Source organism: Chitinophaga sp. Cy-1792 (assembly GCF_011752935.1).
Lineage (GTDB): Bacteria > Bacteroidota > Bacteroidia > Chitinophagales > Chitinophagaceae > Chitinophaga.
The window spans coordinates 1061390-1083513 of sequence record NZ_VWWO01000002.1 but is presented as its reverse complement, the minus strand read 5'-3'; the positions used below and the strand labels follow the sequence as shown (position 1 = coordinate 1083513).

The following is a 22124-nucleotide window of genomic DNA, read 5'->3' as shown; positions in this document are numbered from 1 at the left end:
TAAGGCTGATTACAATCGTGGACAAACAAAATCTACTCCCGGTGTACGTACTTTCTTTCTTCCGATGAAGGTGAGGGAGATTTCAAAGCTGTTGGAACCCCTGGCCATCTTCGACAGATCAGAAGTATTGATATCATAGCTCACCCCCAGCATCATATTCTTGTGCAGGAAACCAACATGCGTAGTAAAAGCATCCTGTATACGATAGTTCAGGCCCAGCAGAACATCTGTTTCCAGTGCTGCGTTATACTGTGCATAGGCGCCCAGCATCTTCTCAGATGCCGATCCCTGCTGCAGGTACAATACGTTTGGTGTTACGGAGAAACGGTCGTCAATATTGAGCTTCACACCTGCATGTGCCGTAAAGCGCATGGGAATATGTGCGTCGCCGTTGGCGCTGAACTGATCTGTAGGTTTGGTGAGGTGCATTACAGATACGCCACCGTAGATATTGTAGGCTTTTCCGGGTGTGCCGTCATAGTAGAGCACACCGGCGCCGGCATCAAAAGAACCTGCGCTGGTACGGGAAACGCCGTCTGTATATGGATTAGAAGGGTTATAGCCTGTGATGGGGTTCCATTGTTCGCCGTAGCTGAACTTGGAAGGATCAAACTTACGTTGCATGAAGCCTGCCTGCAACCCGAAGGTCAGCTGATGATAGTGGCTGGCATCCAGCTTAACACCGGTATAGGCTGCGCTGATATAGCCGGTGGTATAATTGTATCCCGCATCGCCGGCAGCCTGGTTAAGCACACTGGCACCCAGGTTGATACTTTTATTGGTAGGCACTTCAGCAGCAATACCATAAGTTTTGAACGGACTGATATTTCCCCATTGTGTACGATAGATGGCCGCTATGCGGTAGTCGCCATCAAACGCACCTGTCAATGCCGGGTTTAACCAGGAGGGATATACGTAGTATTGGGAGAAGTGCGGGTCTGTCTGCGCCATCAGCCGGTTACCGGCAAAGATGGCGCTTAACAGCATGAACAATACAGCAAAATTCTTTCTCATTTACTCAGTATTTATTAGTGTTAGTGTGTTATTTCAGAATCGCCACATAGCCTGTCAGCGGCTGGAATCCATTCTTCAGCCGGATGACATAGTAATATGTTCCCAGCGGCAGCATTCCACCTTTGGAAGTACCATCCCATGGCGTATTATAGCCGTTACTGGAGAATACTTTTGCACCATAGCGGTTAAACACCTCTACGGTAGCACCGGGATAGTCGCTCAGGTTTTTAATGATCCAGGTATCGTTGATACCATCGCCGTTTGGTGAGAATGCAGTTGGTGGTGTCACCGGCTTGAGCACTTTCACGATTAGCTTATCGGAGGCAGAGCAGTTATGTTTTCCTATAGCCGTGAGCGTATATTCTCCATCTTTCATGGCTACCAGCTGTGGCGCGAAGCTGTTAGGGTTTGGAAAATCAGCTGCCGGCTCCCAGCGGAACAGCAGGTTCACAGAGTCATTGGCCGTAGGCTGAAAATGGATCAGCGTACCCTGGGTAACTGTAAACGAAGGCCCTGCATCTATCACCGGTTGCAGGTATACGATCACCGTGCTGTTGAATGGTGCGGATTTACAACCGGCCGCATTTTCTACCAGCAGCTGTACACCATATTCTCCGGGGTCCGTATATTTTTTCGTCGGGTTTTGGGTAGAAGAGGTAGTACCATCGCCAAACTGCCAGCTCCAGGAAGTTATATTGCTGGTATTGTCGGTACTCTTATCTGTGAAAACATTATCCGTACCCTGACATAAAGTATCGGGAGCAACTGCAAAGGCAGCCTGTGGTTGTCCGAAGAACCCGCTGAACAGCTGCGTTATGCTGTTGGCACAACCCATATCAGAAGTAGCGGTGAGGGATACGTTTACCGGGCCGAAGTTTTTATAATGATAGACAGGATCCTTATCCGAAGATGTCCCGCCGGCTTCGCCGAAGTTCCAGGCGTAGCTGAGGTTACCATTACCTTTCAACGTAGAATTATTGGTGAAGGCAGCAGTACCATCCGGCATACATACTTTCTGCGGACTGGTAAATCCGGCTACCGGTAACGGATATACGGTAACTGTCTGTTTGAAGGTATCACTGATACAGCCCATGTTGCTGGTAGTTGCCAGGGCAATCTGCCAGGTGGAGTCTTTGGTATAATTAACAGCGAATTGATTGGCATTGGTGTATGATGCGGTGTTACCATTACCGAAGTTCCAGTTGTAGCTGGCAACTCCCGGTTGATTGGCAGGCGAAACTGTCACTGCGGCGCCCAGGCATGCAGGCAATGCCGCAAAGGAGGCCAGTGGCTTTGGATTGATGACAATACTGCTGGAAATGGAGTCGGCACAGCCATCCGTTGTATTAAATACATACCAGATGGTATTGGTGCCTACGGTGGCGTTGGCAGGTGTCAGGTTACCGGCAGCATCTACGCCGGCGCCTTTATAAACGCCTGTACCTGTTACCCCGTTGAGCACAGCAGCCTTATCAATTTTCAGCGTTCCTGTAATGTTCTGGCATACAGGTGTCAGTGCAGCAAAGCTCAGCTTAGGCTTGAATTTGAATTTTGTCGTCAGTACAGAATCTTTCGTACAGCCCTTATCGGTAGTAACGGAATACCTGATTGTATAGGTGCCCGCGCTGCCGTAGGTATGCGCAGGACTCTGCACTGCGGCGGTATTCGGATTCGCTGGTGTGGCAGCTGCATCACCGAAATTCCAGGCATGTGTAGTGATAACTGTATTATCACTGATGGTAGGCGTGCCGGTAAACTGTACGATACCATCGGCGGCGATACAAGCTGTAGGTGAGCTGAACGCCGCTACCGGTATCGCATATACGCTAACCTGTGTTGTCACCGTATCGCTGACGCACTGCTCACTTACTTTGACCACATGTTTTACCGTAGTGGTACCCGGCGTGTTAAATGGTTGTGATAGCGGCAGGCCGGTACTGTCTTTCAGCGTGGTATTGCCGTAACTATAGTACCACTGCCCTATTGGCTTGCTGCCGTTGAAGGTAGAGTTATCGGTAAATTTCACATTGCCACCAGCACACAGCGCTGTAACATCAGCGCTGAAGCTGGCAGTGGGTTTAGGATAGGCCGTAATGTCAAATGCGGTATCTGCCAGACATCCGTCGCCACTGATGGCCAGTAGTTTTACATTTGAAGTACCTGCGGGGAACAATTTATAAACCGTCTGACCACTATCTTTCACATTACCCGGATAGGTCCAGTACCAGCGGTGTTTTTTATTATCTGCTATACTGGTATCTCCCCTTAACGTAATGGTATCAAGTGTACATCCGGAATAATCAATGGTAAGCTTCTTACCAGGTGTATTCTTTACTTCGATGGTATACCCTACGCGCTCTGTATTGTTACAGTTTTCAATACTGGGGTGCGTAGATAATACCGTGATATCATAGCTTCCCGGTGTATTGAAGGTGTAGGTGCCGGGAAGGGTATATTTATAGTAGGGAATACCTTTTACCATTACCTGTCCTTTTGTAACAGGCGCCAGGTCGGTAACGTCTGCGGCAGGGGTCATGACACCTGCCAGGGTGCTGAGTTTCCATACCATTTTGGTAGGTTGGTAGGCCATCAGTATCGACAGTTCTACCGGTGTATTTGTACAGGTAAAATCATTCTGTGTTTTTGAAGTATCGTATTGGTTGTGTATGGCCCCTACGGCATTGAGGTTATTGACCAGTGTGCCCACGTTATAGGCGTAGCTTTCCACAGAACCCAGGCCGTATACCGTTCCGACAAAGGCGGAATCGCAGGTTACCCTCGACTGCCCGGTGGTGGCGCCCCAGCGCTTGATAGCGATAGAGAATCCCGCGCGGTTGGGATGGTCGTAGACATAATCCATGGTATTGGAGCCATCTACCAATAAGGATTTCAGTCCATCTTTAGGCAGTACCAGGGCGAGATAATTTACCGTGATACCCCACATGGTATTCCGGTAGAACCCTGCAGAATTAATCGCCTGTTCAATCGGGCTGATATATACCATTTCCGGGTCGCCAAGGCCGCCTGTATTGTTGCAGGAACCTGCAGACGACATATACTGGGCTACCAGCACCGGTTTATCAGACTCTATATAATCTCCCGTATTACTAACATATTCATAGTAAGAATTGCGTAGTAAGGCAGTTTTAGGGAAAAGCACCCCATTTTTATAAACATTGGCAGCAGGATCTTTTACAACGATTTTATAGATATTATTCTGGCGTCCCATCGGGTTATTATCTACTGCGGTAGGAGCCGTCAGATAGCGTTTACCCCATGTTTCGTAACCAAAGACCTGCTGGATATCGTTATCACCGCTGGATCCGTTTGTACCACAACCGATAGCGGTACGGCTGCTGCCGGAGAATACAGCTATCGGAAAACATTCGCCATTGGCGTTGGCAACAGATTTAATAGTGGTTCCGGTGAGTTCATACCCTTTGGAGCTGTTAGGACCGCCATCCAGTTGTCCTACCAGCTGATAGAGCTCTCCTTTGTTCAGTGTCACGGTAAATGGTACGCCTGGCAGGCGGCCGTTACGAGTAGGTACTGCAGGTGTAATTTCAATCACCGTATTATTCTCTTTGGCTATAGCAAACATGTAGGAGAAGCAGTTATTACCGTAGTACTGCTGGCTATTCACAGAAATATAGGAGTATCCCCATGTTTCCACGGGCATGAGCATGGTAGCGCCTGAGGAGGCAGTGGCATAAATATGCGCATAGGCAACGATAGGCACATCGCTGACGATATGGATGGCCTTATTAACGAAAGTACCTTCTCCACCGGTACCACCGAAAGCCGGTGGCGGTGAATACAGCCTGGCATCGTTTACACCCGCTTTCTGGATAAGATCGGAGGCGATCACAGTATTGGCGGGGATACTATAGGTTTTGGAGTAGGTAGGTCCATAAGATACGGTTACGTTGGCGGGCTTATCAGCGCTCAGGTACAGCACCATTTGCTGATCATTGGCCTGACCTGGCTCCATGTACTGGTGAAGTCCGTAGCCAACCCAGAATTCCTTACCCTTATTGGAGAGATTCTGGGCCTGGCTTTTAATGGCCACGAACTGCAACACTAACAGTAGTAACACCAGCCATGGCCTCCCGCAGGAGGCGATGGTTCGGTGAATGAGGTAGATGATCTGTTTCATATGCATGTGATCAGGGTTATTGCTTGAGAATGATTTGGCTGGCACTGGTACCATCTGCGAAGGATACCCTCAGGAGATAAGTTCCGTTTACCAGTTCAGGAGTACTCATGGCAGCCTGTTTGCTGTTGGGTGTCCAGTATTTCAGCAGCTGTCCGCCGATGGAATACAGGGCCATCTGCTGGATTGCCTTCAATCCCTGTACTGTCCAGTGTGACTGTACCGGATTGGGAAAAACTTTCAGGGGCCGGTTTCTTTCCCGGATACTATCTATTCCCTGAAGGCAGCAGTGGCCGGCTGCCAGCGCCGGAGCGCTGAACAGCCATACACTGATGATGATTAAAAGGATACGCTTCATCGTCAAAAATTTTAACTGTTAGCGGACCAGATTAATAACTCCTTTCTTCTCTGTCACGGTGCCATCCGTCAGGGTAATACGGCATACGTAGATGTATGCACCCGAAGGCAACGGTTTACCCTTGTATGTTCCATCCCATCCTTTCTGCTGACCCACTGATTCAAAAACTTTTTCACCCCATTGGTTGAAGATGCTCATGTGTACATCCCTGATGATATATCCATATACCAGCAACACATCGTTCTTACCATCATTATTTGGCGTGAAGGTGTTAGGTATGAAGATGCCATCCGGTAATGTTTTACCTGCCGCAGGATCAGAAACCTGGTCGGCACAGCCCAGGGCTTTCACCAGGAGGGAGTGGTCTGACGCAGGTTCAAGACCGTTGAGTTCATGCGTTGTTCCTTCCGGACCACTGGATGGGTTCACCCAGGTAATACCACCATCTGTTGATACGAGGTAACCTGTTGCAAAAGGCACGGCATTCCATTTAAAGTGCATGTAGTGCACGCCGATAGAATCCAGCTTCAGCACCGGTTTGGTCAGCTGTGGTGTCACCACCGCCACTGCTTTTGCTCTGGCGCCGCCGGTACATCCCTGGCTGGCACCTTCTACATACAGGGTGGTGTCGTGCGGAATATTGGTGATCGTGAATGTTGTTCCTGAATGTACCAGGTTACCGCCGGTGGCGGCATCGTACCAGTTGTACTGTGCGTTTGGTTGCGGGTCTTTCACCTCGAAGGTAACATCAGTACCCTGGCAGGTCATGATGGAATCTTTCACCAGCACAACGGTAACAGGGGCAAATACATCTACCGGAACGGTGGTATCACCGATACATCCCTCCGCCGCTACGATGCTCAGTTTCACCTGTTTGGTGCCTGGCGTCTTGTACAGCTTGGTGGTATCTTTTGAGTAGGCGTAAGTGCTGTCGCCGAAGTCCCATTTCCAGGAAGCGATGCCTACACCATTGCTCGTATGTGCGTCGCCGTTAAAGGTGGCGATATCCTCCAGGCAGTTGTTATAGTTCGGTGTGATCGTCACTACCGGCGCAGGGATTACCTTCACCTGCAACATACTTTCGAAGGTATTGCTGCAGCTTTCAAACACCGGGTGCGTGATACGGATTGGTACATAGTACAGTCCGGGTGCACTGAATACATATTCGCTGTCCAGCACATAGCGGTAGTAAATCTTACCATCTACATTGATGCTGTCTTTTGGTACCGGGTTGGTCTGTATTACATCGGCATGTGGCTTCAGGTTTGGCACCTGGCTCAGCTTCCAGTTGATTTCATCCGGCTTCACCTGTATCAGCATTGAGAAGCGGAACGGTGTTTTGGCGCAGGTGTAGGAATTGGAAGATGCCGTAGGGTTGTTGACGTTAGTATATGAATTCAGGATATTGAGGTTTTTCACCAGGGTACCTGCGTTGTAACCATAGCTTTCTACACTGCCTTCACCATAGATGATGGCGGTAAATGCAGAGTCGCACGTTACTTTGGTAGGCCCGGCTACTGCTCCCCAGCGTTTTACTACCACGCTGTATCCCGGCGCATTCGGATGCGGGTACGTATAGTCGAACACGTTACTGTTATCAATCAGGAGTGATGTTAAACCGTTCGTAGGTACGATCACGTTGAGATAATTCACGGTGATAGATTCCTGTGTATTACGGTATACGCCGATCTTTTTGACACCCTGCTCTACCGGGCTGAGATAGATCATTTCAGGGTCGCCGTCCAGTGAGCTGTTACTGCCGCATACGCTGGAAGATAACATGTACTGCGCCACCATTACCGGCTGGTCTGCCTCAATAACTTCAGCGGTAGTACTTTCCCATTCATAGTATTTATTTGGCGACAGGTTCGTTTGTCTGACACCATTCACTTTCACGATGGTATTCGGATCTTTCACCAGTACCCTGTAGATGCTCATCAGCTGGGTGTTGGCAGCAGCAGCCTTCGAGAATGGAGAAGTCAGGTATTTCCTGCCCCATGCCTGTGAAGGGAAGTTTTGCTGTATGGCGTTGTCGCCACTATAACCCGCAGAAGAGCTACATCCAAGGGTAGTACGACTACTACCGGAGAATACGGCTATTGGCCAGCATTCATCTGCACTATTCTTCACTGACCTTACGTGGCTGCCGGAAAGGTCATATCCTACCGAACCGGATTGAATGGCGCCTAATACCTGGTATACTTCCCCACGTTGCAGGGTGATGGTAAATGGCACACCAGGTGTACGTCCGCCCAAAGTAGGCACGGTAGGCGTAATCTCTACTGTGGTATTATCATAGTTGGCCATTACGTATAACCAGGAGTAACAATTATTGTCGTATTCCTGGTACGACTGTAAAGTGGCATAGTCATAACCGTAGGTTCCTACCGGCAATAACATGGTGGCACCGGAAGATGCACTGCCATAGATATGTGCATATGCTTCAATAGGTACATCACTTTCTATGCTGATACCTCTGTCAGACAATCCTTCATCCAACAGGCGGGCGTCGTTTAGACCCAGCTTAGGTATAAGGTCGGAGGTGATGGTGGTATTGGCAGGTATATGGTAGATTTTCTCCCATGAAGTACCATTGATACGCACCGTTACATTGGCGGAATCCTGGGCATTCAGGTACAGCACCATCTCCTGTAAATTGTTGGTTCCAAAAAACTGGTGATGTCCGTATGCTACCCAGAACTGTGTTCCCCTGTTGGAACTATCCGGCGCTGAGATGATCTGCTTAACAGGCGTGGTATTGGCTTCCAGACCGGTAAAGAGATCGAGGTAATGCAGACTGCTGTCTCTAATAACATTGGTCACAATATCCACTGTGCTCAGTGTATCGGTAGACCATACCTTAGCGGTATCCGTCATGGCCAGTCTGATATTCTTCTCCCGCTTGATAAAGCCCTGCCAGGAGTCTACATAGAACTGTTTATATTCAAATTCCCATTTATCCGAGGAAGGATTCGCATCTACATCTGTATAGAAATACATATAGGTAGAATCTTTCGGCACGTTTGGTGGTTTCACACCGGAATATCTGCGTACAGTCATATCCGTTGGTACGGCCACACCTGGTCTCCAGGTTATTTTAGCCACGGTATCTGTACCAAACATCCAGGTTTGCGTGGTACCTGCTGCCGGTGTAGCAGGTGTAGCAGGCAATACCGGAGGTATCACTGCCGGGTAGAATTCATACGCACCCATATCAGGCACCCCTTCCGTCAGTATTGTCGGGCGATGTGCACCATTGATATCCACACCATTATCGATTGCCTGTACACCGCGGCCATGGATAGCCCATACTTCCGGATTGTTTACATCCGGACGCAGGTCGGTATTGCTGACAAATGCAGGTTTATAAACGATACCACTCGTTTCCAGGTTGGTAGCAGTACGATAGGCAGCAAGGCTGGTATAATCCGTAGTACCCTGGCGTACCAGCGCGGCGCCATTCGTATACAGGGTATTGTAGTCCGCATTGATATAGGTGGCATTGCTGAGATATAAAGCACGTCCGCTGCTGTCGTGTGCGAAGATGTTATTTCTCAGTTTCAGTCCGCCGTCACTGGAAGATGTGGTATAATAGGCAGCATAGTTACTACCTGTTGTACTTTTGGAGCTGTTCAGCACCGTATTGTTGAACATGTTGGTAGTACTGCTGTAGGAGCTGTACAAACCGTAGGAATTGGTACCGGACGTTTGAACGTTGATTACGTTATTAACGATATTACAACCATCTCCCTCATAAAAATAAGCACCATAAACATCATTGGTATTTCCGCGCATATTAATCTGGTTGGCAGAAATATTTGCTTTAGGGCCATAGATATTCGGGTAATAGAGATACAGACCATAAGCCCTGGTGGCGGCATTGGTAATCGTTATTTTATTTCTCGCCACCGTCAGTGAGGTATCGTTATAGCTGGTATAGATACCATACTGCGTTGCACCCTGAGAGGCATTCATGGTAACCTTGTTACCGGAGATGCTGGTATTGGCACTGTAGTAGGCGTAGATACCATAATCACGTGAAGCAGTAATGGTATTGCTATCGATATTCAGGCTCGGGGTACGCGGACTACTGCTGCTATTCCAGTAGATACCGTAAGAACCGTTACTGATGGTATTGTTGATGATGACGTTTTGTTTACCATATACTGCATTGGCGTAAATACCACTGCTGTTGTTGCTGGTAGTCGTTGTTACAGGCAGTGTAATCACCATGTTGCGGATACTGTCGTAGCCTGCGCCACGATCCAGCATGATCGCACGTGCATAGGTGGTACCTGTTGGTTTTACCGTGATATTTTTCCAGGTAACATAGCTCGTACTATCCATATCCAGCACATAGTTCAATGCGGATGTACCGGCATAGGTCAGGATAACATCTGCAGCATTGCCGGTGGCACTGGTGAAGGTCACCCTGCTTGTATCGGATGCACCAGGAACATAGTGCATGGTTACCTGCTCATTATAGGTGCCGCTGGCAGCTTCAAACACAACAGCTCCTGCGATACCGCATTCCAGCTTGGAAGCTACTGCGGTAAAGGTCTGGAAGTTAGTGGTACTGGTAGGCAGTGCCGGGTTGATGGTATAGGTTCCTTTCAGCAAAGGATCGTTGAGGGTGGCCATGACAACGGTAGAATAAGCCGTATCAGTGCCGCCGCAGATTACCATACAACGGAAATACTTTTTAGTAGTTACCGGTGTGCTGGCTACTGGTGTAAACTGCGGATCCGTAAATGTTTCCCATACACCTGTTGCACTGACAGCCCGTTGCCATTGGTAGGTCTGGTGACCGCCGGTGCTGTTGCCGTTCAGATCAAGGCGCACGTAATTGCCCATACAAATAGGCGTGTTAGGCGTGAGCACAGCAGTACCCGGCACTACCGGATGTACGCAATCCGGAACGGATATTTCGAATGCACCTATATCCGGTGTGGTAGTACTCCTGGTAATGTTCAGGATATCTTTTGCAATACCCACCGGCTTACCGGTATTATCCAGCGGAGAAATCACCGGCTGTAAACTACCAGTGGTCACATCCTGGAACACAGGTTCTATACTGATGGAATTACTATCCAGTTTGGTAGCCGTTTTCCAGGCAGCCAGCGTGGCAATATTATTACCGGAATAACCCCAATAAGCAGTGGTACCGGAATTTTTCGCAAATACAGCGTTATAGTCAGATTTCACCATCGCCGCAGTAGAATAATACAGGCCATATCTCACGCCGGTACCTACTCTGCTGACTTTAAAGATATTATTGACCAGGTTAATGCCTGATACTGTACCTGAATGGTAGAACCCATAATAGGCGGAAGTAGTAGGTACGTTATTATCATCGAGTACGATGGTATTATGCAGATAATCTACATAATTAGCATAATAATCGTAGATGCCATAAGCGGTTCCACCATAGATATTGTATACAGCATTATTAAATACTTTAACAGGTGCATTGGCATCTCCGGTACTGTAATATACCCTGATGGCATAGGCGCCGTTGGTACTGCCGGATACGCCATCATGGAGGTTATGGACCCTGTTATTGCTCACCACACTGGCACCGCTGGAATAATCCAGGGAGATACCATATACAGTGGATGCTTCGTTCGGACGACCTGTCTTGTAGATATTATTTCTGTCTATTATTCCATTCTGGAGATAATAGGTTTTGATACCATCTGAGTAGAAGTCACGAACAGTATTATTAACGATAGAATCATTTTTGCTGTAGTTGGTACCTTCTGCATAGATAAGGATACCGTAGTAACCACCGCGGATGGTATTTCCTTTCAGCACTACCCCGTCACACCTGTTGCTGGTGCTGGTAGTGGTACCTCCGTCTATTCCGTTCACCACGATACCGCAATAGTTCGAAGAAGTGGAAACGGTATCCGTGATGATCACACAACGGCTGATAGTATTGCTGTCTGCATCTTTCAGCATATGCACCCCATAACCGTAGTTGGTACCGCGCGCATCAATCACCAGGCTATCGAAGGTAACGTGATCGGCTGCACGTAGTTTGATGGTAGCTCTTTCATCGGTGATCTGCCCTGTGTAGGCGATCGTATTACCGTTACCGTTAAATGTAATGGTGTTGATGGCAGAGGTGCCCGGGATAGAATCCAGGATCAGCTGTTCATTATATGGACCTGTGCCCGGTACCACGTTGAATACAACCGGTCCGCCGATACCGCAGTTCATGGCTGCTTTGGCATCGTTGAAGGTAGCGAAGTTGGTAGCGGAGTTAGGTTGTGTTTTATTGATGGTATAGGTACCGGCCGCCAGTGCAGGGTTTACGACTACACTTACCGGTGTACTGTAGGCAGTGTTGCCACTACATGTTACGGCTACACGATAATAAGCGGATGCATTTACCGCGAAGATAGTATCCGGATTGGTGAGTGGCTGGCCGATATTGGTAAACGGCCCTGCTGCTGCGGTGCCTGACTGCCATTGGTAGGTCTGACTTAACCCGGTAGAATTACCTGTCAGACTCAGTGCGATCTTTGTACCTGCACATACCGGCGATTTATCTACCGCTGTAGTGCCTGGCGTAGGTGGTGAGGTACAAGGCGGCGGTGTAAATTCGAAAGCCCCGATATCAGGCGTAGTAGTACTGCGCGGCTGATTCAGGATATCGATGGTAACCGACGGCAAAGGTGTTCCTTTATTGTCAATGCTGGCGTTGGCGGGTATGAAATTGCCGGTAGCCGGACTGGTAAACAAAGGATTGGTCGTGTAGGATTTGGCATCCTGCGAAGAAGCCCCCTGCCAGTCGTTGAGCGTAGCTTTTGCCGCCCCCCAGTAACCAACAAAATTAGTACCGCTGGTACCTGGATTATAGTAGTTATTGTAATTGGAGATAATGGTACTGGTGGCCGTACTGATATAGATACCGTACTTGGCACCGCCACCGGAACGGGTTACAGACACCATGTTGTTTTTAAACTCAACACCGTCTGTCTGTCCGGACTGATAATAACCATAATGCCCGTACGTAGTGGTGCTGGTAGAAGCACCGTCTATAGACAGCGTATTATGATAGAACCAGTTATTATCTGAACCACTGTTGTAGATACCATAAGTAGTACCTACCCCGGTCAGGTTATAGATCAGGTTATTGCTGACTTCATTTTCCAGCGTCGTATAGGTATCTACGTTAGACAGGTAGATACCATAGAAAGAGCTGGTATTTGTTGGCACCGCACCAAAAGGATTGGTGATGGTGTTGCGGGTGATTTTACATCGGGTATTGAGGCCGGAGCCATAGATACCATAGAAGGTGGTAACAGTACGTCTTACAGGCCTGCTGAGGGTATTTTCTGCAACGGTAAGCAGGGAAGCGCCACCGAAGTAGATACCATAGTAGTAGAAGTCTGTAATCTTGTTGTTTTTAATCTGCACATTGCTGTTAGGCACATTGGAGCTGCCCATTACGGTGATACCGTAATAGCCCCCGAAGATGGTATTACCGATGATGCTGAGGCTGTCGCAGCTGTTATCGCCGGTAGTGGTAGGAGAAGTAGTAGAAGTAGAGATCACGATACCGGCATAGTTACTTGCTGTGCTGGCGGTATCCAATATGAAAGTACAGTTACGGATAGTATTGGTATCAGCGTTATTCAGGATATGTACACCCCATCCGTAGGTGGTACCTGTTCCCTGTTGGGGTTTAAACACTAATCCACTGAAAGTAAAATGCGCTGCATTGTCAAGTTTTAAGATGGCCCTGTTGGCGGAAGTACAGTTATAGGTCAACGTATCCCCGTGGCCGTTAAACACGATATAATTAGCTGCGGAAGCCCCTGGTATAGCATTAAACACCAGCTGTTCATTGTAATTACCGCTGCCGGCAACCACATCAAACACGCAAGGCCCGTCGATGCCACATTTCATGTATTGGTAGGCATCATTGAAAGAGGCGAAGTTAGTACCGCCGGTAGGCAGGTTTTTGTTGATGGTAAAATTAGTACCATGCACCAGTACCGGGGAAGTCACCAGCACCGCAGTACTGTAAGACACCATACCGCTATTGGTACAGGTAATCCTGCAACGATAGTAACTGGTAGCAGTTTGTTTCTCTGTAGCAAGGCCCAGGGTATCATTGGGGATATCCGCCCAGGTGTTGTTGTCGGCAGAACGCTGCCACTGGTATTTAATACCTCTTGCAACCGTGGAGCCGGTAATACTCAGGTCGAAGGATTTACCACCACAAACAAAGCTGGCACTTGCATTGGCAGTACCACCCGTTGGTGTACCGGCGCAATCTGTTGCCGGAGTCCAGATGAAGGTGAGGTTCGGCCTGGTTGTCTGATCACCGCTGTTGGAAGTAGCGGTGGTGGAACAGACATCATCCGTATTATCAACGCGGTAGGTATGCGACGCATTGAAGCTCAGGCCGGTGGTATATGGCACTTCCGGATTTTCGGTATACCAGGTACCATCGGGCATGGGATTCTGTCCGTTACAGATGTCTACCACCAGGTTATCTGTTCCGTTCCATTGGAAAGGCATGGTAAACTGAAAAGTATTCCACCCGAGAACAGGGGAATAATCCGCAGCAGGCCTTCCTGTAAACGATACAGGCAACCAGGTGGTGGCCGAAAGGGTAGATACCGTGGTGGTACCCAGCTTGATGCTGTACCCTTCAATAACACCAACCCCATTCTTATTGATAACATTTATTTTCATACCGGAAATATCTCCGGCCACCATTCCTGCGGCCCTGAGCTCTGATGCAAGGATCAGGTACTGGGCTTTGGACCCCTCGTAATAGTCCTGTAACGGGCACGGGTACCCGGAATAGGTATTCCCGGATATGTCGTTCCCAATACGGATATCCGTTTGTGCCGATAGCCGGGAGGCTATCAGCAAAAACAGACTGGTAAGGAGTGTGATTGTAAATTTTTTCATTTCATTTTATTTGGGAATTTTCAATACAATTAGCGTTGCCATATAACCCATGCTTTACCATCTGCTGCGCTTACCTGTGCGTAATAGCCAGCCTGGAGCTGCACGAAATAAAACCCTGCAGCATCGTAAAATTTATTCTCCGTGTTGTTGATATAAGTTGCAGGAGAGGGTTTGGTGCCCAGGTAACCATACAGGCTGAAATGCATGAAGCCATTATTATCCACGGTTGGCGGGCCTTCCATACCTACACCATAGTTTATTGTGACACTGGTACCCGCTGCATTAACTACTATCAATGGCATCAGGTCTATGTCATCCTGGTATGCAGGCCAGTACGCAAGCGAATAAAAGCGGGTATACTTCGTGATGGAATAGGCATCCTCCACACCGTTGACATGCCAGCCGGAAAAAGACTGCCAGTAAGAGCCGGCATCTTTAGCTTCATTGTACCATTTCATCGGCGCTTCCTTATCTACTACCAGCGGCAACGCTGTTTCTGTTACCGTTGCGCTTTTACCATCCAGTGTACAGGTAAAGGATTTGTTGCCCCATACTACATTTTCTATGCTATGGAAAGGGAATTTGCTATTGCTGGTATCATACGGGTTAGCCATTACGATGCCACTGCCGGTAAAGGCAAAACTGCTGGCGCGTAATACATATTTTCCGTTATCCACCCAGCCAACAGCGATGGAACGCCCGGCGGGATTGATCTGAATATCATATTGTCCTTCGGAAGTTGTCAGCCGCTGGAAGAAGGTTTGCATACCATGCATATCACTCAGCGGGCGCACCACCTTATGCTGATTATAGGCATCCTGCGTTTCTTTGGTTGCCTTCACCATATAGGCGAGGGTGTGATTAAAACGGCCACGCAGCAGAATGGTATCACCGGAAATGCCGGCGAGTCCGAATTCAAAATCGGACACCATGCCGGCGCCATAATAGCCGCCATTAATAGCTGCATCCGGATCGCTGAGCACATGGATATAGGAATAGGTATCGAAGAGCAGACTCGGTTGCTGCAATGCCTTCAATCGCCAGCTGCTTTCCTTCATTTCCTGCAGGGATGCGGTGCTGTAATCGGCATACATCTGTACCCTGTTGCTATCCGTGAAGTTCATGTAAAACGTATAGCCTCCTCCCCCTTTGGGAAATATCACTGTTTCCCAGCCATAGGGCGCCGACATAATCACCTGCTGATATTTGTTGAGCGTATCGCGCAGGCGGTCGTCAGGAGAGGTATCGAAAATGGGGTCTGTATTTTTCTTACAGGCAGAAAGTGCTGCCATGCCAATGAGTATACAGGTTATGAGTTTTTTCATCCTTCGTTGGTTTAATACAGTAATTTTTCGATTTCTGTTCTGGTACGGGTTTGCAGACTATAGAAGTCTATTTTCCAGGTTTTCTTGAAGTAGTCTACCACGATGGCTTCCTTTGCGTGGAGCATTGCCTGGGCCGCAGCCTGCGTAGTGCCGCTGCTGCTGGTACCGGCAGGAATGCCGTTCACTATCTTGTCAAAACCCGCCTTACCTTCTACCAGCATGGTAGATACCATCTCCACAAAATCATCATCAAAAGCTGACATGGCATAGGCAGTAACAAATCCATCCTGGTTGGCTTCCTTGTTTGAAATATTATTCCAGTTACCGGTATAGAGTCCGGGGTTGATTCGCTTGTATTCCAGCGGGTACATCACATTCTGGTGCAGGATATGTCCGAACTCATGCTCTATTACATGAAACATTTGCTTCACCGTAGCAGAATCAGCGAGTTGATAGCCATCCATTGTTTTGGTGCGGAATTCATTGATGAGGTACAACACGATCTTACGGCCACCTTCGGCAGTACCGAGGGTGATCGTACCATTAGAATTCCAGCTGGCGCTGCCCGACAGGATAATGAACTTGGGACAGAACTTCTTCATGAATATGGAATCTGTTTCAGCGATATAGGTGCTGATCCATACCTTGCGGATAGACTCTATAACAGGAATAACTTTTTCTTCTTTAGGCGGCACCAGTGTTTTACTTACATCAAATTCGAACTGGTCCCATTTATATTTCACCTGGATATTGAAAGGCACGGTAAGTGTGTCGTACAGGTATTTATCCAGCACCGACGCTTTCCATGTATCACCGCCCAGGCCGGGGATATCATTGATGATTTTCATGTCATCTTTTTTGTTGCAGGAAAGCAGGCAGCAAAATGTACACATGAAAAGGAGCCATTTAATTCTTATCATAGTATTACCAGATATTGGTTGACAGATATTTTATTTTCTTGGGTTCAGTTCGAGGCCGCTGTTAACGACCGACTGTGGCAGCTGGAACGTACGCTGATCATCGCCCGGCGCCAGTACCAGCTGATGGCCATCCCTGGTGGTATGTGTTACCGTTATGCCATAACGCAGGATGTCGAACCATCTCATTCCTTCCTGTACATATTCTGCACGTTTAAAATCCAGTATGGCGGCCGTCAACGCTGCTTTATCATCACTTACACCATAGTATTGTTTTACTTTGGCCAGGGTAATATTATTCGTAGTGGCGTTGTAGTTAGTAATACGTTTGCTGGCGAAGAGGTTCAGGTCTTTTATTACCGCATCCGCGTTACCCATATTGGCATTGGCTTCTGCGCGGTTAAACAGCACCTCTTCCGTGGTAAACAGTACGTTCATCATATAAGGCTGTCCGATGGTGGCGTTCACAGAATTTTTCACGAAATATTCTGTGGCCTTGGGCACGAAGTAATCCTGCGTACCATAGTAGTACACGGGATAGGCATACCTGCCGCCGGTAATATTGCTGCCGATGATTTCCTGTTCTTTGTTCCAGCTGAGGTCGTAGCGGTAGCGGCCTATATATCTGCCTGCCAGCGATTTGGTTTCTGCGATGAGCAGGTTGGCATCTTCCGCTGCATTGTTATAGAGGTCGCGGATCATGGCCGGCGACATGCTGCTATACTTGGTATTCCAGGGGCGCATATGCATGGCCAGCTGTTCTCCGGGAAATGCCTGATCAGCATAGTACAGCACTTTTGTATAATCTTTTTTAAAGAGATAGAAACGCGATGCAAAAGCGTTGGCAGCAACCCTGTTGAAATGGTAGCGTGGTACGGTATAGGCATCGTCTTTGATGAGCGGGAGACCTGCCAGCAGATCTTTCTCTATCATCTCATACACATAGGCAACTGTCTTCCGCTCATACTGTTTATTGACCACTGTTTCAGGTGTTGTCACATAGGGAATACCTGGCTGATTGCCGGCGGTAGCCGGATCGTATATTTGAGAGAAAAGATTAACCAGCATAAAATGTGCGTAGGCACGGGCTACGAGTGCCTCCCCTTTCTGCGCCTGGTATTTGGTAGTGTCTGTGGCGGCAGCACATGCCACAAGCGCCTGATTGGCGGCGGCTATGGCAGCATAGGCTGCTGCCCAGTAGGCTTCAGGAGAATCCTCTTCCACCGATTCCACATCCTGGAAAAGGAAACTGTTGCTATTGGGCTTCTCCAGCTCCCCTACTCCTTTATCTTCCACATTATCCGATTTCGACTCACACATGACGATATAGCTGGATTGCGGGTAAGCAGTACCCAGCAGTTTGGAAACCTTTGCAGGCGTATCCAGGTCTGTCCAGGTACTGTCTGGCTGCTGTTCCAGGAATTTTTTGCAACCACCGGCAAGCAATACGATGGCTGCCAATCCCAGCGCAGCTTTACCCCATTTACTACGTTGATAGCTGTACGTTGTATTTTTCATTTTCATGATTGAGTTTTTAGAGGCCGGCTTTTACAGAAAAGGTGAACTGCTTTTGAATAGGCTGTGCCACACCACCGGAGTTAAAGAATTCAGGATCCTGACCCTGCAGTTTTTTGTCTGCATAGATCAGCCACGGGTTGATAGCCGCTCCGCTGAAAGACAGGCTGTTGAAGCCTATTCTCTTTGCAAAACCGGCAGGCAGGTTATAGGTGAGCGAAACGGTTTTTAATCGTACAAAATCACCTTTGGCCACACGCTCTGTGGAGTAGTTGTAGTTGTTATAGGGATAGCTTCCCCATATCAGGCTCTGCTCAAATACATCCAGTATGGAAGGCACATTCGTTCTGGATTCATCACCGGGGGTTACCCAACGGTCGTAGAATTCTTTAGGCATCGCATCCAGGTCGGAATAGGCCGTTTTGAAGGCCGGGTTCAGCCTGATTTTATTACCCCACTGATAAGTCAGGAAAATATTCAGGGAGAGATTTTTGTAGCGGAAGGTGTTAGAGAAACCGCCGGTGATAGGCGGATCTACCGGGCCTTCATATACGAGGTAACCTGTTCTGAGGTCTTGCAGGTTGACGTTGTTGGAGAGGTCTCCTTTTTCGTTGATGAAGTCAGGGATTCCTTCGTAGTGCGACAGGTCCTGGTATTTGATAGAAAACAGGCTGCGCACCGGATAGCCCTGGAGGTTACCCCCTTCTGCAACAACGAGGTCAAAAATGGCGGGGATATTCTTCGCGTTGGTGATCTTGTTGGTATTATAACCGAAGGTCACATTGGTTTTCCAGCCCCACTCCTTTTTACGGATTGGTTCACCACCGATCATCACTTCCATTCCTTTTGAGTCCATATCCGCGTAATTGGCGGCTTTATACAGCTCGCCGCCAATACCGGATGTTTTTATTTTGCTTATGAGGTCGAAACTCTTACGGGTATACGCATCAATCGACCAGTTGATACGACCGTTATACAGGCCTCCATCGATACCGATGTTGGTGGTATATAATTTTTCCCAGGTGAGGTCATCATTTTGCAGGTGCGCCAGCTGGATAACAGATTCTACTTCTGATAAATGCGGACGTTTGGTATTGACCGTCTGGAATACAATATTGGAATTGGTGGCAGGGCCCATGCTGGCGGTAAGACCATAGCTGGCGCGTAATGTCAGGTAGTCAATTTTAGTATGCTGCTGCATAAATGGCTCCTGCTCGATGTTCCAGGAAGCGGCGGCGCTGTATGTAGGCAGCCACCTGGCTTTGCTGGATTTACCCAGTCTGTTGGAACCATCATAACGGCCGGTAACGGTTACGTTATACTTATGATCAAATGCATAGTTAGCCGTGGCATAGAAGGCCGCAAAGCGGTCGAAGTCGCGGCTCATCGCGTAGTATGGAAAATTGCTCTCGATAGATTGCTTCAGGATCTTATAATCCAGGAATGGCTGGCCGCCATTATCATACTGGTAGCCGTAACCGGTGTTGCTGGCCGTCTGGCGGTCAGCGGCCTTTACCTGCTGGCCTATCAGCACGTTCAGCTGATGTTTTACGTTAAAGGTATCGGAGTAGTTCAGTCCATTCCTGAAATCGTAGTTTACCAGCTGGTCTTCTGTGCGGTTGTAGAAACCACCATAGGGCAGTACTACTTCCGGCTGTGCATCGGGGTTGTCCGGATCGCGGTAGAGGAAGCGGTTGTTTTCTGCGATGGTGGCGTTGTCGGCAGCACGGTAGGCATTGGCCATGTTCGACTTCTCTGTGATTTGATGTTCACGGGAAGATTTTACATAGCGGATAGCACCGGTAAACTCATAGCGCAGATTTTTAGTCAGCTTCCAGGCCAGGTCGCCCTGCAGGCGGAGGTCCATCATATTGAGGCTGATGTAATTATTTTCCAGTTCGTTGATGATATTGAATGGTGCATAATTTCTTCTGAAAAATTCCAGGTTACCGTTATCATCGTAGGCAGTGAGCGTACGGCTGGTATTCAGGGAATAGCTGAATGGGTTGATATCAAAATCGCGGTCGTACTTTCCTTCTACCGGGTTGCTGCTACGGGTGAGCGCACCCGGTGCCCGCTGCTGACGCACAGAGGCCAGCGTGGAGAAGTTGGTGGTCAGGCGATCAGAGAGTTTATAGGTATTGCGGTAGTTGAGTGTATAGCGGTTTACCTTATCTGCCAGCGTCCAGCCATTATCACTGAAGTAGCTGGTAGAGAAATAAGACTGTGAACGATCGGTACCACCGGAGATACTGAGCGAATGTTCCTGTACGAAGTTATTACGGAACAGGAGGCCAAACCAGTCGGTGTTGGCATTGGCATAGCGCAAAAGGAATTCCTTCCGGGCTTCCGGGGTATTCTGCAATGGGAAGCGGCCCCACTGGTCGGCATTCAGACTTTCATACATCTTCCCGAAAACGCCGTTATCGGCGCGGGAAAGGATATCGGAAGTAAGTATCCCTTTTCTTTCCAGTTCTGCCAGCACAGACATCTGCTGTGCAGAATTCATGATATTAAAATTTTTATAATCAGGCTTAAGCTGTGTGCTGTAGTTGCCACTGTAGGAAACCATGGGACGGCCTGCCTTACCTTTTTTGGTAGTGATCACCACCACGCCGTTCATGGCGCGGGCCCCGTATAAAGCAGTAGCGGCAGCATCCTTGAGGATATCGAAACTTTCGATATCGTTGGAGTTGAGTCCGGCTACTGCGGAGCCCAGCAAGGTAGTAGGGTCGCCGCTGGAGAGCTGGTCGTTGCTGATGTTCACCACATCTTCCAGTACTACGCCGTCTACTACCCAGAGTGGTTTGTTGTCGCCATTGATGGAGGTAGCACCGCGTACACGTACTTTGGGAGCGGCGCCGAAGGTACCGCTGACATTCTGGATGGCCACGCCGGCCACACGTCCTTCCAGCATACGGCTTACATCCGACAAGCCATCGATGCGTACATCCTCTGCCTTGAGGCGGGTGGCCGCCCCGGAGAATTTACTCTTATCAATACTCTGAAAGCCTGTAATGACCACCTCCTGGAGGTGAGTAGGTTTTTCTTTCATGGTAACGATATGATGGCCGCCTGCAAACTGGGAAGCTGGTACTTCTTCTGTTTTATAGCCGGTGAAGTTGAAAACAAGTACCGCATCAGCGCCTACTTTTTTCAGTTCAAATTCACCTTTGGCATCGGTGGCTACGCCGCGGCTGGTGCCTTTCACCACTATGGTAACGCCGGGCAGCGGTTCGTTTTTAGCATCGGTCACCGCACCTTTTACATCTACGGTGCGTGGTTGCAGTTTCCATACATTCGAGGAAATTTCTGTAGGGATACTGTTGTTGCGATTGTCTTTCCGGATAACGATGCGATCGTACATCACACTAAATGACAGCGAGTAGGGCGACAGGATCTTGTACAGGAGTACGCCTATCTTTTCATTGTTGGCATTGAGCGTTACCTTATTGGCATTGAGTGCATCATTGCTGGTATATACAAATGATACTTCTGCCACGGAGCTGATTTTCTCGAGCGCATCCCGAAGCAACACATCGCGTAGCTGAATCGAAATTTTTTTGTCCAGCAGGTCCTGCGTGGCCGCATTTGCCGAAAGGCTTGTCAGCAGCAGGGCCAGACAATAAACAATGTGTCGGATTTTCTTCACCATAATTCAGAGTTGTATAGACATTAAGGGTAATAGGTTCCCGTTCCGGCTCCTTGTGAGAACTAGGCAATAGCGGGTTTGCTGCATTGCAGTTAGCTTTTAATGAGATATAATCAGGATTCCTATCCGCTTGAGGAAGAGATAGCGCGTCGTGTTTTCATATTAGTCCTTGTATTTAAAATTGGTTGATAAATTCTCAATAGCATCTAAATAACATCCCTGTTAAAACAACATATACATCCCCTGAAATATCGGA

Annotated in this window: 8 protein-coding genes; all 8 read right to left on the bottom strand. The window is 48.4% G+C overall.

Annotated elements, in window-relative coordinates; genetic code table 11:
* Window positions 1–9 precede the first annotated feature (9 nt).
* Window positions 10–1014, bottom strand: coding sequence for a PorP/SprF family type IX secretion system membrane protein (locus F3J22_RS18495; protein ID WP_167019426.1), 1005 nt, complete (start codon window positions 1012–1014; stop codon window positions 10–12).
* A 28-nt stretch (window positions 1015–1042) separates the two neighbouring features.
* A complete protein-coding gene (locus F3J22_RS18490; RefSeq protein ID WP_167019425.1) occupies window positions 1043–5170 on the bottom strand; it encodes a PKD domain-containing protein in 4128 nt (1375 codons plus the stop codon).
* 16 nt (window positions 5171–5186) lie between these two features.
* Window positions 5187–5525, bottom strand: coding sequence for a T9SS type A sorting domain-containing protein (locus F3J22_RS18485; RefSeq protein WP_167019424.1), 339 nt, complete (start codon window positions 5523–5525; stop codon window positions 5187–5189).
* An 18-nt stretch (window positions 5526–5543) separates the two neighbouring features.
* On the bottom strand, window positions 5544–14459 hold the full coding sequence (locus F3J22_RS18480) for a right-handed parallel beta-helix repeat-containing protein (protein WP_167019423.1): 8916 nt from the start codon (window positions 14457–14459) through the stop codon (window positions 5544–5546).
* A gap of 29 nt (window positions 14460–14488) precedes the next feature.
* Window positions 14489–15784, bottom strand: a complete 1296-nt coding sequence (locus tag F3J22_RS18475; RefSeq protein ID WP_167019422.1) for a DUF4302 domain-containing protein — start codon at window positions 15782–15784, stop codon at window positions 14489–14491.
* 11 nt (window positions 15785–15795) lie between these two features.
* Complete coding sequence (locus F3J22_RS18470) at window positions 15796–16632, bottom strand: putative zinc-binding metallopeptidase (RefSeq protein ID WP_240155127.1); 837 nt, start codon at window positions 16630–16632, stop codon at window positions 15796–15798.
* A gap of 102 nt (window positions 16633–16734) precedes the next feature.
* On the bottom strand, window positions 16735–18225 hold the full coding sequence (locus F3J22_RS18465) for a RagB/SusD family nutrient uptake outer membrane protein (RefSeq protein ID WP_240155126.1): 1491 nt from the start codon (window positions 18223–18225) through the stop codon (window positions 16735–16737).
* 10 nt (window positions 18226–18235) lie between these two features.
* Window positions 18236–21871 carry a SusC/RagA family TonB-linked outer membrane protein gene (locus tag F3J22_RS18460; protein ID WP_167019420.1) on the bottom strand — a complete coding sequence of 1212 codons (3636 nt, stop codon included), beginning with the start codon at window positions 21869–21871 and terminating at the stop codon, window positions 18236–18238.
* Window positions 21872–22124: the final 253 nt, after the last annotated feature.

Excerpts from the sequence above, each read along its gene's own strand:
- F3J22_RS18485 (WP_167019424.1), bottom strand. The coding sequence starts at position 5,525 with ATGAAGCGTATCCTTTTAATCATCATCAGTGTATGGCTGTTCAGCGCT.
- F3J22_RS18460 (WP_167019420.1), bottom strand. The coding sequence starts at position 21,871 with ATGGTGAAGAAAATCCGACACATTGTTTATTGTCTGGCCCTGCTGCTG.
- F3J22_RS18480 (WP_167019423.1), bottom strand. The coding sequence starts at position 14,459 with ATGAAAAAATTTACAATCACACTCCTTACCAGTCTGTTTTTGCTGATA.
- F3J22_RS18470 (WP_240155127.1), bottom strand. The coding sequence starts at position 16,632 with ATGAAAATCATCAATGATATCCCCGGCCTGGGCGGTGATACATGGAAA.
- F3J22_RS18465 (WP_240155126.1), bottom strand. The coding sequence starts at position 18,225 with ATGAAAATGAAAAATACAACGTACAGCTATCAACGTAGTAAATGGGGT.
- F3J22_RS18490 (WP_167019425.1), bottom strand. The coding sequence starts at position 5,170 with ATGAAACAGATCATCTACCTCATTCACCGAACCATCGCCTCCTGCGGG.
- F3J22_RS18495 (WP_167019426.1), bottom strand. The coding sequence starts at position 1,014 with ATGAGAAAGAATTTTGCTGTATTGTTCATGCTGTTAAGCGCCATCTTT.
- F3J22_RS18475 (WP_167019422.1), bottom strand. The coding sequence starts at position 15,784 with ATGAAAAAACTCATAACCTGTATACTCATTGGCATGGCAGCACTTTCT.